Below are 15,554 nucleotides of genomic sequence, written 5' to 3'. Positions count from 1 at the left end.
TAGTCTATAATTTTGCTATTAAATATCTATTAAGATGAAAAAACCAATAGGCGATTTACATTGCCATCCATCATTAAAACCAGTCAATAATTCGTCTATAAAAGACATCTGGACTTATAAAAAAAATCTGACGACAAAAGCCTTATTTAAAGGTCTTTTTGGGCTTGGTATTAGTCCACGTAAATGGGCAATAAACCTGTTTGTACGTGATATGGCAACCTATACACAAAGTAATCTTGAAGATTGCTTTGAAGGTGACAACCGGTTATTGTTTTTAGCTATTTATCCACCAGAACGTCCATTTTTAAAGCCAGATAGACCTTTTGATAAAGCTACTGTAAAACAGCGTTTTGTATTAAGTCGTGTGTTTGGTATCCAATTAAAGCGTCATATTGATAATAAAATCATCCGAATTTTAACTGGATTTTCTAGAGAAAGGGTGAATGAATATTTAAAAAGTATTTACGATACAGAGTATATAGATTATTTTAATGACGACTTTGTAAAAGAATACAAATACATAGAAGACAGTCATTTAAGTAGTTCTCCAAATCAAGTAAAGTTTCAAAAGCCAACGTTTAGATTAGTTAGTAATTATCAGGAATATGTAGAGACCGTTAATGCTAATAATATAGCTGGAATAATTACTATTGAAGGGATGCACGCATTAGCAAAATATAAAAATGAAAATTTGTTTAATGCCAAGACAATAGATAGTTTAAGCGCAACAGATAAAGCAGCACTTAAAGCCAGTTTTATTAATAATGTGGCTAATTTAAAAGATAAAAATCAGTTTGCTTACACACCACTTTTTATCACATTTTCACATCACTTTAATAATTTAATTTCTGGACATGCTAAGAGTTTTGCAGATTCTAAAAATCGAACTATTCCAGGTTTTGCAGATGTTTTTAATCAGACTAATGGATTAGATTTAGGAATTACATCATTTGGTAAAACTATAATTAAAAACCATTTACTTGCAAGAGACAATGGTAGTCGTATTTTAATAGATACTAAGCACATGTCATTACAATCTAGAGATGATTATGCAACTATTATTAAGTCGTTAAAAGCTTCAGGAGACCATGTGCCAATAGTTTGTAGTCATACAGCCATAAATGGAATAAAAACACGGGATGAAGCTGCGCAACGTGAGGATACTAACACCTTAGACAAAAAATCTTATGTTAGTCGATGGGATATTAATATTACTGATCAAGATATCATTGACATTTTTGAAAGCGATGGTGTTATAGGTGTTTGTATGCACGATGGTAGAATGCCAGGAGGGAAGTTTAAAAAATTATATAAAGGACTAACGCGACAATTTAAACCAGACGAATCTGTAAAACGATTGCATGCACAGATGTTTTTAACCAATGTGTTTCATATCGTTAAAATAAATTTGGAGAATATTAGAAACCATAATGCTAATAACCCTAACAACTTAATTGCAGAAATTGACGCCTGGAAAACTATTTGTTTAGGATCCGATAACGATGGTATTGTCGATCCTTTTGATCATTTTAATACTGCTAATACCTTAGATGACTTTAAACATCGAGTTGCAAAAGCCATTACTTTAAATTTTAGACCCTATTGGAAAACCTTTAGAGTAATATCTGTAGATCAAAATTCTTGTACTTTTTTTAGTGAAGATCAATTAACAGATTTAATGCTTGGTTTATCTCCAGAAGAGATTGCAGACAAAGTATTTTCGGATAATTTAGATGTGTTTTTAAGCAAGTATTTTACTGATGGATATTTAAATGGCTAATACATTATTGAATACAAACGTTTAAAAATCAGGTGTAAACACTTGTAAATCAAAGCTGTAATTGTTATATATTTTCTGTCATAACCATTACAAAAAAACGCTTTATGCTTTGTCTTCAAAATGCAACTAACAAGTACAGTAAAACTGTTATAGTTGGTGTTTTATATTTTTATGTATTATCACTTTCTGCTCAATCTTTTAAAAACGATTGGATCTCTAATCTTAATTTTAAAGTAGAATACGGTCTTTCATTTCCTACTATATCTGGTAACAATAGCTTGAATATTTCAAGTTTTCCAACTCACATTCAATCAGAAACAATTTATAATCAAACTAGCGTGTATAATGAAACACTCACTACATCTAATTATTTGGGTGTAGAGTTATTCTATAGTTTAAAACCAAGATTTTCTATAGGTTTTGCTTCTCATTTTAGAAACGGATTTGACTATGCATCATCTATGGTATATGTTCAAGAAAAGTACGTGCCAGCAAACGATGTTTTAGTGTATAACTTTGGTACGTTTAATCAACAGTCAAAAATTAGTAGTACTGCATTACAAGTGGTTGCAAATTATAAATTACTTGAATGTAACCTAAATCGGTCTAGAGTTACGTTTGATACTGGTATTGGGTTAGGTTTGTCGTTTATAAAACTAAGGTCAGAAATTAACCATATACTATTAATTATGAGAGCTAATAATAGCATTATAAGTCAAGATAATACTTTGGGTCCAGGACGCCTTCACCAAGAGACAAACAGATTTAGACCCTTTAATTGGCAATTTAACGTCGGACTAAATATTGAGTGTAACACTTTTTTTGATTTAAAGATTGGTTATAGATTTACCTCACTTGGACATTTTACTATTTTAAAAAGGGATATTAAAAATCAAAATTTATTCATTATTACCAGCACAATAGCAGGAGCTGAAGACCAGAACTTGATATTAAATACAACTAATAGTAGCAGGAAATTATTTTCTAATGATATCTTCATTACAGTAAGCTTCTAACAAAAAAAAGCGAAACATATTATAAAATGTTTCGCTTATGCCATTAATTGTTAGTTTAGAGAATCTACCAAAGCTTAATACAACTTACCAACAGAAGGTAAAGATGAAGCACCATCATTACCATCTAAATGTACATTTGGTGCTAAAAAGCGTAACTGAGCATGATTTTCTCCTTTTTGGATTGTAGCATCCATAACAATACCAAATAAGCTACCAGATACTGAATAATCATATTTGTCATTGTTAATCGTTCCTTTGTAAGTAAACGTGTTTACTTCGTTTGCCATTTTTACCATAGCATCAATAATTTTGGTTTGTTGTTCTCTTGTTAAACCATAAGATTCCATGATATGTGTGGTTTGTTTGTAGGAAGTTCTACTTCCTCCTGCAGAAAACCATAAAAAGAAACCACGACCACCACTAGAACTTTTTTCTGTAAGTTGATCGTACTTTTTCTGGTTAGAAGCAGAAAGCATTCCTCTGATTAATGCATCTAAAGCATCTACATTTTTAGGGGTTACACATTGCATTTTTAAAGTAAACCCAACCTTAATATCTCCATGTGCAGGTACTGTGTACGTTACACCAGAGCATTGTCCTTGTCCATAAGCATTTACTGACACGCCATCTGTAGCTACACCAGTGCTCTTAGCTGCTGGATTTGCAAATACTGTACTTAAATTTTCCATAATAAAAAGATTTTAAAAAGATTAATAATACGTTACCAGTCTAATTAGTTTTTGACTAACAACATGGTAAAATTATGGTAATATTTAATGATTGAATTAGGTGTAAATACTTGATTTTCAAATCAATAAATATGTAAAAGGATTACGTGTTTATACTTGTATTTTATATAAACTCAAATAAATTAGGGTTGTAAATTGGCGGTTGTTAAATACATACTGGAGTAATAACTGTATCAAACGAATATGAATTTAATCCTGGCACTTATAGTCTGAAAGTATTCAAAAATGAAATCACTTATTTCTTTTTTTAATTTTTTCTTCTTTTTATTGATTAAATTGTTAATTAGCAGATTATTCTTTAGTTTTTTATGAAAATCTTCAAAATATCTTTTTTTATTATTAGTTGTTTTATTATTTCTAGTACAACTATAGCACAAAATAAAGTAATTGATAGTCTCAAAAATCAGTTATCTATCCATAAAACAATGGATAGTACTAGAGTTAATATCTTAAACACAATTGCTCAAACATATTACGGTATTAATCAAGATTCACTAATTAAATATGCAAATGAAGCAGGTGTTTTAGCAAAACACATAGGCTTTACTAAAGGGGAAGCAACAAGTTTATATCAAAAAGGATATTACTATTTAATAAAAGGAGATTTAGAAAGTGCATCCAATAGTGCCAATCAATCACTAAGTCTAGAGATTACAACCAATAATACCAATGGTATTGCAAAATGTTACAATCTTATAGGAAACATTAGTCGTTTCTTAGAGGATTACAAAAAATCAATATTGTATTACAATAAAGCTATTCAACTTGAAAAAAGTTTAAATAATCAAGATAGAGTTGCTGCAATTTTATCAAATATTGGAGCTGTATACAATACACAAGGAAAATTTGTTGAAGCCGAAGCGGTTTTAAAAGAATCTATTGATATATATAATAGTTTAAACGAAGAGGACAAAATCTATAACGCAATTAGTAATCTTGCGCTTGTCTATACTCAACAAGGTAGACATACAGAAGCCTTAGCCTATTACCAAAAATGTTTAGAAGGGTACCGAGACAATGGAAATAAGATTTTTGGTGCTGCAATTTTATTAAACATTAGCTTAGTGTATTCTAGTATTGACGAGAATGATAAAGCCTTACCCTATCTTTTGGAATGTTATGAGCTAAATAAAGAAATGGGAAACCAACTATCAGAATCTAAAAGTCTTATAGGTATTGGGTATGTTTATCGATCTAAAAAGCAGTACAACAAAGCACTAGACTATTACAATAAAGCATTATCAATATGCAATACAATAAACAGTAAAGAAGGATTACATAATTGTTATAATAGTATAGGCGCATTATACTTAGAAAAAGAAGACTTTCAACTTGCTTTAGAAAATTACAAAAAAGCACTAGAGGTAAGTTTGGCTTTGGGAAGTAAAAGCGGAATCGCTGGATCATACACCGAATTAGGAGTAATCTATTACCATTTAGGGGACAATCAAAAGGCTATTGACAATTTGCTTAAAGGAAAAGAAATTGCAAATGAACTATCATTAACTGTAACTCAAAAAGAAGCTAATTTGTATTTGTCTAAAGTATATGAGAAAACAAACAATTACAAAGACGCTTTAGAACGATTCAAAGACTATAAAACACAAAGTGATAGCCTTTTTAATAAAGAAAATATTGAAAAAATTACACAACTAGAATACGATTACAAATACAAACAAGCATTAGAATCTGCAAACCAAAGGGAATTAAAACTTACAAAAACAGTAAAAGCGACCTCGCAAGATTTAGAAAAATCACAACGTAGCTTACTATTGGGTGTTATTACTTTTTTAGTTGTTGCTTTACTTTTAGGTTCAATTATATTCTATTTAAAACTAAAGCATGCTAAGTCTAAAACACAAAATGTAATTATCGAACAAAAGTTGTTACGTTCACAAATGACACCTCATTTTATTTTTAACTCATTGTCAGTTTTACAAGGGATGATTTTAAGTAAAGAAGAAAAAAAATCCGTAGGATATCTATCAAAATTTTCTAAATTACTTCGTATTACTTTAGAAAATTCAAGAGAAAAAACCGTTTTATTATCTCAAGAGTTAGAAGCAGTAAATAACTATTTGGCATTACAAAACTTAGAAGATAATACTTATAATTATTCAGTATTGGTCGATGATAGTATCGATGCTTCGGTTATAAAAATTCCGCCTATGTTGATTCAACCCTTTATTGAAAATGCTATAGAGCACGCCTTTAGAGATAAAAAAGAGAATAAAAAAATTGATGTTTATTTATCCTGTCATGACAAAAAATTAATTTGCAAAATAACAGATAATGGTGTTGGTATAAATACAGATAGCAATACTATAAACCAGAATAAAAAATCATTAGCGACCACAATAACCTCGGAGCGTCTTGCATTGTTGGCTAAAGATTTTAAAACTGAAGGCTCTATTAAAATAGAAAATAGAAAAAAATATAACGAACAAGGTACAATAGTTACTTTAGTTATTCCTTATCTAACAGAAAGCTAAAAATGACTCAGTTTTAATGAAACCCATAAATAAATTCATTCTTTTTTTTATATGCTTCATGTCTTTCTATGTTTTAGCTTTAGCCCAAAACAAAGAGATTGATAGTCTTAAAAATAGATTAGAAATTCATAAAGAAAATGATACTTTACAAATAAATCTTTTAAATGAATTAGCTTTTAAGTACTACAAAAAGGACGTTAAAGTCGCAAAAACATATCTGAATCAAGCAGAAACTGTTCTGAAAACTATAGATTACAAAAAAGGAGAAGCAAGGTTGTTATATATAAAAGGATCTTTGCTATTAGAACAAGGTGACTTGCAAGCCGGTATTGATTATTTTAAAGACGCGCTTCAACTATATAAATCTGCTAATTTCAAAGAAGGTATTTTAGATTGTTACACGTTATTAGTAACAGTGTCAAGTCAAAATAAAGATTATGCAAAATCAATTGATTACTTAGAAAAAGCAATAAAACTGAAAGAAGAGATTGGAGTGCAAAAAGATCGTCCAGATGATTTTAACAATTTGGGGTTTCTTAATTTAAAACTTGGTAACTATTCAAGATCATTACAACATTATAAGGACGCTCTAAAATTATACGAAGTACAAGATAACAAGGACATGATATCTTCGTGTTATGCCAGCATTGGAGATCTTTATAAACGACAAGGAAATTATCCGTTAGCCTTAGACTACCTAAATAAAGCCTTATTTATTAAAGAAAAATATGGGGATTCAGCAGGTGATTTGTATAGCATCCTCAATACCATAGGCGTAATTTATGAAAGAGAAGGTTTTCCAGATAAATCTTTAGAATATTATAATCGTGCCTTAAAGATTAATATTAAAAATAAAAATAAGAGTGGTATTTGTAGAACAAATATTGGAATTGGAACCTTATACATCAGTAAAAAAGAGTATGATCGTGCATATACTTTTCTAAATAGAGCATTGGAAGTAAGCGAGGAAATCAATGATTTGGAAATGGTTGCGGTTACCTTAAATTATATAGGGTATATCTATTTGTCTCAAGAAAAATTAAATTCAGCGTTTGATTGTTATAGCAAATCTGAAGCTATAAGTTTGAAAACTGGTAATCAATCCACTTTATCTAAGGCTTATAGAGGCTTAGGAAATATATTTTTAAGCAAAAAAAAATACAAAGAAGCGTTGTCCTATGCTTTAAAATCTAAAGTAATAGCAGATAAACTAAATTCACTTAGCCATCAAATAAATGCAGAATATCTACTTTTTGATGTTTACAAAAATATTGGAAATTATAAAAAAGCACTAGCTAGTCATGAAGCTTACAAGCGTGTTAGTGACAGCCTTTTCAACAAAGAAAACATCGAGAAAATCACTCAATTAGAGTATGAATACAAATACAAACAAGCTTTAGATTCAGCACATATTAAAGAATTATCATTGACAAAAACTTTAACTGCCACAAATAAAGATTTGGAAAAATCCAAACAAAATTATTTATGGGCTATCATTGGTTTTCTTTTAGTTTCAATCTTATTGGGATCAATTATTTTCTATCAAAAATTTAAAAATATTCAAACTAAAAATAAAAACATAGTCATAGAGCAGCGTTTATTGCTTTCTCAAATGACTCCACATTTTATATTTAATTCTTTGTCTGTACTACAAGGTATGATTTTAAATAAAGAAGCGAAAAAGTCTGTAAGTTTCTTGTCTAAATTTTCAAAACTATTGCGTACTACTTTAGAAAACTCTAGAGATAAAATGGTGTCATTATCCCAAGAGTTAGAAGCTGTAAAAAACTATTTGTCGCTTCAAAATTTAGAGAATCAAAACTACAATTTTAATGTGTTTATAGCTGATAATATTGATGTTTCTAGAATTATGATGCCTCCAATGCTTATTCAACCTTTTGTAGAAAATGCGTTAGAACATGCTTTTAAAAACCCAAAAACAGATAAAAGAATAGATGTAAAACTATCATATATAAACAAAGAACTAATTTGTACTATTGAGGATAATGGTATTGGTATTAATCAGCAAGATGATATTACTGAGAAGGATAAAAAATCATTAGCAACCACGATAACTTCAGAGCGATTAAAATTGTTATCAAAACACTTTAAAATGAGAGGTTCTATTAAAATAGAAGATAGAAAAAAATATAACCAGCAAGGGACCATAGTAACTATAGTAATTCCACATAAAATATTTTAGTATAATGAAATCGTTAATAGTAGAGGATAAAGAATATATTAGAAAAGGTCTAATTAATTTATTAGAGTTAATAGATAAAGATATTGAAATTATTGGCGAATGCGAATCTGTTAAAGATGCAGTAGTGGTTGCTAATGCCTGTAAACCAGATTTGATTTTTTTAGATATTAATCTGACTGATGGTACAGGTTTCGACTTTCTAGACCAAACAGAACATCTTAATTTTAAGGTTATATTTATTACGGCTTATGAAGAATATGCATTACAAGCTTTAAAAATCGGAGCTGTAGATTATCTGTTAAAACCCGTAGATGTAGACGAGCTTACAATAGCTTTAGAGAAGATAGGTAACTTGTCTATTGCCACTCAAAAACAACAAATTAAAACAGTAAAGCAAGTATTAAATAATGATAACGATACCTTAATACTATCGCTCCATGACGCGTTTCAGATTATAGATTTAAAAGATTTAATGTATTGCGAATCTGATAAAGGTTACACAACATTTTATTTAAGTAACGGAAAAAAGCATTTGGCATCAAAATCTTTAAAAGAATTTGAAGAGCAACTCAATCAGCACTCGTTTACAAGACCGCATCAATCGTTTATCGTTAATCTAAAGTATATTGAAAAGTACGATAAATCAGGTACTATTTATCTAAAAAATGGTATTAAAATACCAGTATCTACACGTAAAAAAGAAAGTTTTGTCAAGCGTCTTTTTACATGGAATAAAAAATAATTACAACCAAATTTTAACACTAAATACGTTTATAGACGTAAATACAACACTTATTTCTTCAAGTGACTCATAAATTGGTTTGCTATTTATTAATAGGATAGTACACCTTAGTTTTATCTCAAATTAGTATCACCTACACACTAACACGATACTATAAAACAGATATTATGAAACACTTTAAAGTACTATTAGCCTCAGTAATTACCATGACCATCTTATCATGTGGAGGCGGAACCAGCAATCAACCAGCCAATGCCAAAGGATTTGCAAACATTGAAAACGAATTAAAAAGTGAATTTGGAGAAAGTGCCTATTACACAGACATAATGATTAGTCATGATGACCGTATGGGTAACATCGTGTCTTTAACTGTTACTGACGCACCAGAAACCATGAAAATGGGACAATGGAATTTACTACAAAACAATTGGACGCAAAGTTCAGAAGTGATGCTAGAAGTACCTGATGGCACACAGGCTAAAGATTTTATGTTTCAATTAGACGATAATATAAATCTGACTACAGTTGGTCAATTAATTGAGCAGTCTTCAAAAAAATTAACGGAAGAAAAAAGTATTGAAAACCCTAAGTTATATACTGCTTTAGTCAAATTTCCTAAAAATGGTGATGCTTCAAAAATGGAATACGCCATTAACCTAAAACCTGAAAATGGTGGAACCACTTTTCGCTTTTACTATACACTTAGTGGTGAATTAGTTAAAATGGATTATTAAAATCGCTATTTATCAATTAATATTAAAACCCAATAACATGAAAACAACAATTAAATTAATTAACCTATTAACAATAGCTTTATTTATAACAGTGTTTAGCTGTAGTAACGATGACGATGCACCTACAGCAGCTCCAATTAACTTACAAGATTTAGAGCTCGCCATTGACGAAAATCCGACTAATGGGCAAGTTTTAGGTACTGTACAAAGTAATGCAACAAGCGCTTTAAGCTTTAGTATAACTACACAAGCTCCAAATAATGCTTTGGATGTTGACGCTACTACTGGAGAATTGACAGTAGCAGATGCATCGTTATTCGACTTTGAAACTTATCCAACAATCACTGCAACAGTAGCAGCAAATGGAGCAGTTAACACCTCTACTGTAACTATTAATCTTACTAATGTTAACGAATTAAATGTTCAAGACTTTACAACAACCATTGACGAGAATCCAAGTAATGGAGATGTTTTAGGTACTGTACAAGCTACAGGAGATGCGACATTAAGTTATAGTATAGTATCTCAAACACCATCAGGTGCTGTTAATATAGATGCTAATACAGGTGCTTTAACAGTAGCAGATGGTACTGTCTTTGATTTTGAAGTAAACCCAGTAATTACAGCAAACATCGAAGTTGATAATTCAGGGAACATCGACACTATAGTGGCTACAATCAACTTAAATAATGTTAATGAGTTAAGTATACAAGATTTTATGTCTAATATAGATGAAAACTCGCCTACTGGAACGTCTTTGGGAACAGTTCAAGCAGCAGGTGATGGTACTTTAAGCTACAGTATCACATCCCAATCACCTGCAGGAACTGTAACTATAAATTCTAATACAGGAGAATTGACCATAGCAGATGAAACACTGTTTGATTTTGAAGTAAATCCTACAATTTCAGCAAACATTACTGTTAATAATTCGGTAAGTACAGAAACTGCTGTCGCAACAATTAATCTGATTAACGTTAATGAATTAGGAGACCTAAATTATGGAGGGATAATCTTTTGGTTAGATCCTAATGATAATGATCATGGCTTAGTATGCGCACTTGATAATCAAATGAGTAATGCTTGGGGTTGTTCAGGTGTTAATACTGGAGCAACTGGTACAGCTATCGGTACCGGAGCAACAAATACAGTTGCAATAACTTCTTCTGCTTGTGCAGCAGGAACAGCAGCAGAACTAGTTTCAAATTTAAATTTAAATGGATTTAATGATTGGTACTTACCGAGTTTAGATGAGTTTAATGAAATAGATATTAATTATCAGAGTTATATATGGCCAACAGTACAAGCAAATGGAGGAAGTGCTTTTTTTGGTACTGTTTGGACTTCTACCGAAGTTAGTAATAATAACGCTTATATCGCTTTTTTTGGTGGCTCAAATCCAATAGCTATGGATAAAACAGTTTCTGTATTTAATATACTTCCAATTAGATCTTTTTAATATTTAAATAATAAAACATAAGAATAATGAACACAACAATACAAATCAACAACGAGTATAACTCATTAGACAAATTACTCATTTTTTTATCAAAATATTCAGACTATACGTGCTCAAAAGAGTACGACATTTGGGAGATTAGAACAGATGCTAATGGGCAAATGGAGCAGTGCTTAGTACTTAAAAAAAGTGGGATGCATGCAGTCAAACTATACTTTACAAATGAGAATACCGTAAAAGTGAATTACATTATTCCAAATAAAATGATGCATGCTTACTTTGGAAAAAGTGTTAAAGCACGTCAAAATATCATCGAAATTATTGCAGGTGTTATCAAGCAAGCTTTATTAGCTGCTCCACAAAAAAAGGCGTTTGAAGAATTAACGCAAGTTGTTCAAAAAGCTGCTTAATTTATATAAAAATAGCCTTATTGTTTAATAAGGCTATTTTTTTCTAATCCTAATTGTTCAAAATCATGAATATAATTATCTACTTCTCTTTCTATTTATTTACTACGTTTTATGGTGCTCAAAATTGCACTTTTGTACCATTTGAAGTTGCACTAGCAGATGATTCTAATAGTAATACTAACGTACGTTATGAACCAAATGGAGAGGTGGTACTTCAACTTAATAAAGATGATTTATTTGTGCTACAGGTTACAGATTACAATAACGGTTGGTTAAAAATTGACCAGATTTCTAGCGTTTATTATGGATATGAAATTTCAAATGTAGACGGTTGGATACATCAATCTACGGTTGGATTTTGGACTAGAAAAAACATTACACTTCTAGATGCACCAAAAGATGGGAGTGGAGGTGGCTACAATTGAAGGTGAAAACGGTCCTGTAAGAATTAAAAATATATGCGCAGATTGGGTGCAAATTGAATATAAAGATGCAGTAGGATGGGTAGCTTTAGAATGGTTGTGCGGAAATCCTGTAACGACCTGTCCATAGTTATGAAACACCTACTTTTAGTATTATTTTGGTTGATATTACTATTTATATTAAACATATTAATCAGGTATTTGTACGTTGTGATTTTTAAAGAACCCATCTATTTTTTTGCGTATTTTTATTTAGAGATCGCTGGATCTGTCGGAGCTATACTATCAGCACTTTTATTTTTTAGTTTAAATTATGGAATCAATACAAAACAACAAAAAATACCATCTATATCTATCACGCTTCAACGTTGTCTATTAATGGTCTCGATAGTTATTTTACTGTTTATTGCTGAACGTCTTTTTTTAACTTGGTACGATATTTTAATATTTAAATCTTAAAATCAATGAAATCTTTCATTTATATTCTTTTTATTGGGTTATTAACTAGTGCTTGTCAACAAAATAAACCGACTAACCCAAATCTAGTTGCGCTATCCATTGAGCAAAACGGAACTAATATTCAGCCTAAAAACGGAACGGTATTTTTAGATAAAGCACCTTTTAATTTAGTGTTTAAATTTAGTACACCAAATTATATACTAGTTAACGCGTCCCATAGTAAAGACTTAATGTTTAAAGCATTAAATAATGAAGATTTAGTCTCACAACCTCAGTTTACCTTAGGCAATATAATTGCCGAAACCTACTTTAATGCAGACAAAAGTATCTATACGTCAGATGTGTCGTCTAGCGCTTGGCTTCAAGAGAGTATGGATAAACACATGTTTAATTCACTTCGACTCAATAATGGGACGTATACTGCAACACGACTTGTTGAAAACAGTTTCGATTTAGACCAAAATTATAATATTCAAATTCAAGATATAAACCAACCTTTGTACCTGGTTTTTGTGGTTATTGATAAAAACTCTGATTTAAAAAACAATGTAGAACTGCAAAGACTAACCGTTAAAATAGATTGGACCATCCAAGCAGAAGATGCACAGGATGTGACTTTGTTAAACCGTTTTAGTCAATTAACAGACGCTATACCTTTAAAACAAATACCACTATCTGATGATACTAATTTCAATAATACAGCGCTTACAGAGGTATTAACAAAAGAGGACGCTAACATACTACAATTGGGTAAAATCTATCCTAATTTTTTTACAGCTGGTTACAGTTTTAAAGTCAGTCCAGCATATAGACTTCAGCTATTTGATAATTTAAAAACCATAGTGTATAACGTGGCTAAAGGCGAACATGAACTAGAAACTATCCTTGTTAATTATACTGCAGATGGTGATTTTATTGACCATATCATTATTGCTTATGACGAGATTGCAGAAGGCCAACAAGTAATAAGTTCTACTATTAAGGATAATAGGATATCAAAAACCTATTATTGGTTGGATGAAGAAAATGATGTTACTGAAGACTTTATAATTGATAATGATGGTACAATAAAACCTTCCAGCCATTTAGACAGTATTTTACAAGAGCTTAATATAACTCAAGACGATATCTACAAGGATTTTTTTAGTTCCGAAAACGTATCAGAAACCAAACAACTGGTAGTGATTCCAAAAATTGCTAGACAAACCTATAATTACTTGGTTTTGGATGCTTATATATTGTTAGTTAATGCTATGACTGGAACGATTGAAGCTAAATATATTGAGGAAAATTGCTGGACTTCTGATGCTGAAAAACTCTCTAGTATTGAAGCCACTTATCAACCGTATAAAATTTCTGAGCAATCAGAAACAGTTGGTGTAACTGTGTATAGTTTTGTAGATAATCCTCTAAACCCTTATAGTTCTAACAGATTAACCCTATTTAATAGGGAAGGAGACCAACTAAGACCTCTATTAAAAGACTTTGAAGTTTATAACAAAACCGAAGCCTATGATGAAGAAGGCAATGGTTTTTATAATGAAACTATTAGCAATTTAATTACAGACGCATCGACCATAACATCCTCTAAATTTTACAATTTAGAAGTGACTAGTAGAATAGAGGAGGTACAATATATTTTTGCAGAAGAGCAACCAGCAAAACACGATGTCGAAACAGAATTACTGATTTACAAAAACGGAGCTTATGTTAACGATAGCTTACAGTAATGGCACTATCGTTATAGTATAAAATCTGTAATTATTTAACTTAAAATAGTTATTATGTTTAATTTTTTGTTAATAACCATAAACAAATTACAAAAAAGGCTTAATTTTATTTAATTAACTAATCGTAATTAAAATGAGTACAACCGACTATATAGTAATTGCCTTAAAAATTATTGTAGCATTAAGCATTATAAATGTTTGGGTTATTCAGCCAAATAAAAAAACCAAATGGCGAGGCGGAAATGCTGACAACATTGTAGAAGAGTTTAAAGCTTATGGACTCTCAAAATCGTTTTGTTATGGCATTGGATTTTTAAAAGTTAGTTTAGCCTTGCTACTATTGGTATCTATTAAATTTAATAGTGTCACGTTACTTGCTAGTTCTGGATTAGCGTTGTTACTTTTAGGATCTATAGCTATGCACATTAAAATAAAAGACCCTTTATATATGTCGTTTCCAGCCTTTTTATTTGTGGTATTAAACGTAGTTATAATTGCATTAACTAGATAAGGTAGTTAGTATATACCTTAATTGCAATTAATAAATTTAGAACAGCAAAAATAAACGATGGTGACGATTTTATAACATTATCCTTAATCTTCAATCTTACAATAAAACCAGAAAGCATCAATACAAATAAGCCTACTGCTGCTGCAAATAGGAGTAGTTTACTATAGTATTGTCCTACAAGCAAACCAAATGCACCCAACAATTGAAGCCAACCAGTAAGTCTGCGGTATTTTGGTAAACCATAACGCTTAAACTCGTTAATTATAAATGACGAGTAAAAGCAGTTTAAACCAAAAAACACAAATGCTAAACCTGTAAACCATATTATAGCTACCAGTATATTCAAAGTTTTTGGTGCATTACAAAATGTTCTTAAAGATTAAATAGTAGTATAATAGACTATACGAAAGTATCATCGTCTGTTTGAGACTTACTTACAGGTTGGTCTGTATGGAATGTCTTTTCTAAACCTGCTGAATCCACATCATAAAATTTTAAAACCTCTGTATAGTTAGTGATGTGTGCAATAGTGTCGTTTTCAATAATAATAGCACCTTTTAACGCTTTTGGATTTTTAGCTAATATTTTGACTAAACTTTCTTCAGAAAACGAGGTACTATCGTCCGTCTCTTGGATGTCATCCAATGCTATTAAGTCTTTTAAACTTGTATTTAGTTTATCTGCAATGTCGTGCCACATGGTGTCAGAAGGCATTGTTTTTGTAATGTCAATAGCTAAGGTATCTTTTTTAGTAGACTTTAAAAACGCCTCTAATTTATCGCTAAAAGGGGTTCCGCTAGAATAAAAACATTGTATTTGGTTGTTACTGGTACTTATAGAGTTCATA

The 15,554-nt window shown here is 30.6% G+C and carries 15 protein-coding genes; 12 read left to right on the top strand and 3 right to left on the bottom strand.

Annotation, left to right across the window (positions count from 1 at the left end; genetic code table 11):
* The first annotated feature begins 34 nt into the window (after positions 1-34).
* Both Ollyesu_RS12230 and Ollyesu_RS12225 read left to right on the top strand, forming a co-directional pair.
* The gene (locus Ollyesu_RS12230; protein ID WP_279301508.1) at positions 35-1,780 is read left to right on the top strand and encodes a hypothetical protein; all 1,746 of its coding nucleotides are present in this window, start codon (positions 35-37) and stop codon (positions 1,778-1,780) included.
* A 104-nt stretch (positions 1,781-1,884) separates the two neighbouring features.
* Positions 1,885-2,796, top strand: a complete 912-nt coding sequence (locus Ollyesu_RS12225) for a hypothetical protein (RefSeq protein ID WP_279301507.1) — start codon at positions 1,885-1,887, stop codon at positions 2,794-2,796.
* Positions 2,797-2,870: 74 nt separating this feature from the next.
* Here the strand turns inward: Ollyesu_RS12225 and Ollyesu_RS12220 are convergent, their stop codons facing one another.
* Positions 2,871-3,485 (bottom strand): hypothetical protein, encoded by a 615-nt coding sequence (locus tag Ollyesu_RS12220; protein ID WP_279301506.1) that lies wholly within the window; start codon positions 3,483-3,485, stop codon positions 2,871-2,873.
* 485 nt (positions 3,486-3,970) lie between these two features.
* Between Ollyesu_RS12220 and Ollyesu_RS12215 the strand changes: the two genes are divergently transcribed.
* The 10 genes from Ollyesu_RS12215 (at position 3,971) to Ollyesu_RS12170 (ending at position 14,707) form a co-directional block, all read left to right on the top strand.
* Entirely contained in the window at positions 3,971-6,037 is a 2,067-nt protein-coding gene (locus tag Ollyesu_RS12215; protein ID WP_279301505.1) for a tetratricopeptide repeat protein, read from the top strand.
* A 16-nt stretch (positions 6,038-6,053) separates the two neighbouring features.
* Positions 6,054-8,240, top strand: a complete 2,187-nt coding sequence (locus Ollyesu_RS12210) for a tetratricopeptide repeat protein (RefSeq protein WP_279301504.1) — start codon at positions 6,054-6,056, stop codon at positions 8,238-8,240.
* A gap of 4 nt (positions 8,241-8,244) precedes the next feature.
* Positions 8,245-8,982: a LytTR family DNA-binding domain-containing protein gene (locus Ollyesu_RS12205; protein ID WP_279301503.1), complete on the top strand. Its 738-nt coding sequence runs from the start codon at positions 8,245-8,247 to the stop codon at positions 8,980-8,982.
* A 167-nt stretch (positions 8,983-9,149) separates the two neighbouring features.
* Positions 9,150-9,716, top strand: coding sequence for a hypothetical protein (locus Ollyesu_RS12200; RefSeq protein WP_279301502.1), 567 nt, complete (start codon positions 9,150-9,152; stop codon positions 9,714-9,716).
* A gap of 37 nt (positions 9,717-9,753) precedes the next feature.
* Complete coding sequence (locus Ollyesu_RS12195) at positions 9,754-11,175, top strand: hypothetical protein (RefSeq protein WP_279301501.1); 1,422 nt, start codon at positions 9,754-9,756, stop codon at positions 11,173-11,175.
* A gap of 26 nt (positions 11,176-11,201) precedes the next feature.
* Positions 11,202-11,585, top strand: coding sequence for a hypothetical protein (locus Ollyesu_RS12190; protein ID WP_279301500.1), 384 nt, complete (start codon positions 11,202-11,204; stop codon positions 11,583-11,585).
* A gap of 65 nt (positions 11,586-11,650) precedes the next feature.
* Positions 11,651-12,010, top strand: coding sequence for a hypothetical protein (locus tag Ollyesu_RS12185; protein WP_279301499.1), 360 nt, complete (start codon positions 11,651-11,653; stop codon positions 12,008-12,010).
* Entirely contained in the window at positions 11,997-12,137 is a 141-nt protein-coding gene (locus Ollyesu_RS12180) for a hypothetical protein (protein WP_279301498.1), read from the top strand. The genes Ollyesu_RS12185 and Ollyesu_RS12180 overlap by 14 nt, the downstream gene beginning before the upstream one ends.
* Before the next feature lie 334 nt (positions 12,138-12,471).
* The gene (locus tag Ollyesu_RS12175) at positions 12,472-14,196 is read left to right on the top strand and encodes a hypothetical protein (RefSeq protein WP_279301497.1); all 1,725 of its coding nucleotides are present in this window, start codon (positions 12,472-12,474) and stop codon (positions 14,194-14,196) included.
* 133 nt (positions 14,197-14,329) lie between these two features.
* On the top strand, positions 14,330-14,707 hold the full coding sequence (locus Ollyesu_RS12170; RefSeq protein WP_279301496.1) for a DoxX family protein: 378 nt from the start codon (positions 14,330-14,332) through the stop codon (positions 14,705-14,707).
* Here the strand turns inward: Ollyesu_RS12170 and Ollyesu_RS12165 are convergent.
* Together Ollyesu_RS12165 and Ollyesu_RS12160 are read right to left on the bottom strand one after the other, a co-directional pair.
* Positions 14,700-15,053 (bottom strand): DoxX family protein, encoded by a 354-nt coding sequence (locus Ollyesu_RS12165; RefSeq protein WP_279301495.1) that lies wholly within the window; start codon positions 15,051-15,053, stop codon positions 14,700-14,702. The two genes, Ollyesu_RS12170 and Ollyesu_RS12165, sit on opposite strands and share 8 nt — an antisense overlap.
* Before the next feature lie 53 nt (positions 15,054-15,106).
* Positions 15,107-15,553 (bottom strand): hypothetical protein, encoded by a 447-nt coding sequence (locus tag Ollyesu_RS12160; protein ID WP_279301494.1) that lies wholly within the window; start codon positions 15,551-15,553, stop codon positions 15,107-15,109.
* Position 15,554: the final 1 nt, after the last annotated feature.

It is taken from the genome of Olleya sp. YS, from assembly GCF_029760915.1.
Classification (GTDB): domain Bacteria; phylum Bacteroidota; class Bacteroidia; order Flavobacteriales; family Flavobacteriaceae; genus Olleya.
This window is presented reverse-complemented; position numbering and strand designations above follow the sequence as displayed.

Excerpts from the sequence above, each read along its gene's own strand:
- Ollyesu_RS12170 (WP_279301496.1), top strand. The coding sequence starts at position 14,330 with ATGAGTACAACCGACTATATAGTAATTGCCTTAAAAATTATTGTAGCA.
- Ollyesu_RS12175 (WP_279301497.1), top strand. The coding sequence starts at position 12,472 with ATGAAATCTTTCATTTATATTCTTTTTATTGGGTTATTAACTAGTGCT.
- Ollyesu_RS12205 (WP_279301503.1), top strand. The coding sequence starts at position 8,245 with ATGAAATCGTTAATAGTAGAGGATAAAGAATATATTAGAAAAGGTCTA.
- Ollyesu_RS12185 (WP_279301499.1), top strand. The coding sequence starts at position 11,651 with ATGAATATAATTATCTACTTCTCTTTCTATTTATTTACTACGTTTTAT.
- Ollyesu_RS12220 (WP_279301506.1), bottom strand. The coding sequence starts at position 3,485 with ATGGAAAATTTAAGTACAGTATTTGCAAATCCAGCAGCTAAGAGCACT.
- Ollyesu_RS12200 (WP_279301502.1), top strand. The coding sequence starts at position 9,150 with ATGAAACACTTTAAAGTACTATTAGCCTCAGTAATTACCATGACCATC.
- Ollyesu_RS12195 (WP_279301501.1), top strand. The coding sequence starts at position 9,754 with ATGAAAACAACAATTAAATTAATTAACCTATTAACAATAGCTTTATTT.
- Ollyesu_RS12230 (WP_279301508.1), top strand. The coding sequence starts at position 35 with ATGAAAAAACCAATAGGCGATTTACATTGCCATCCATCATTAAAACCA.
- Ollyesu_RS12190 (WP_279301500.1), top strand. The coding sequence starts at position 11,202 with ATGAACACAACAATACAAATCAACAACGAGTATAACTCATTAGACAAA.
- Ollyesu_RS12160 (WP_279301494.1), bottom strand. The coding sequence starts at position 15,553 with ATGAACTCTATAAGTACCAGTAACAACCAAATACAATGTTTTTATTCT.
- Ollyesu_RS12225 (WP_279301507.1), top strand. The coding sequence starts at position 1,885 with ATGCTTTGTCTTCAAAATGCAACTAACAAGTACAGTAAAACTGTTATA.
- Ollyesu_RS12215 (WP_279301505.1), top strand. The coding sequence starts at position 3,971 with ATGGATAGTACTAGAGTTAATATCTTAAACACAATTGCTCAAACATAT.
- Ollyesu_RS12210 (WP_279301504.1), top strand. The coding sequence starts at position 6,054 with ATGAAACCCATAAATAAATTCATTCTTTTTTTTATATGCTTCATGTCT.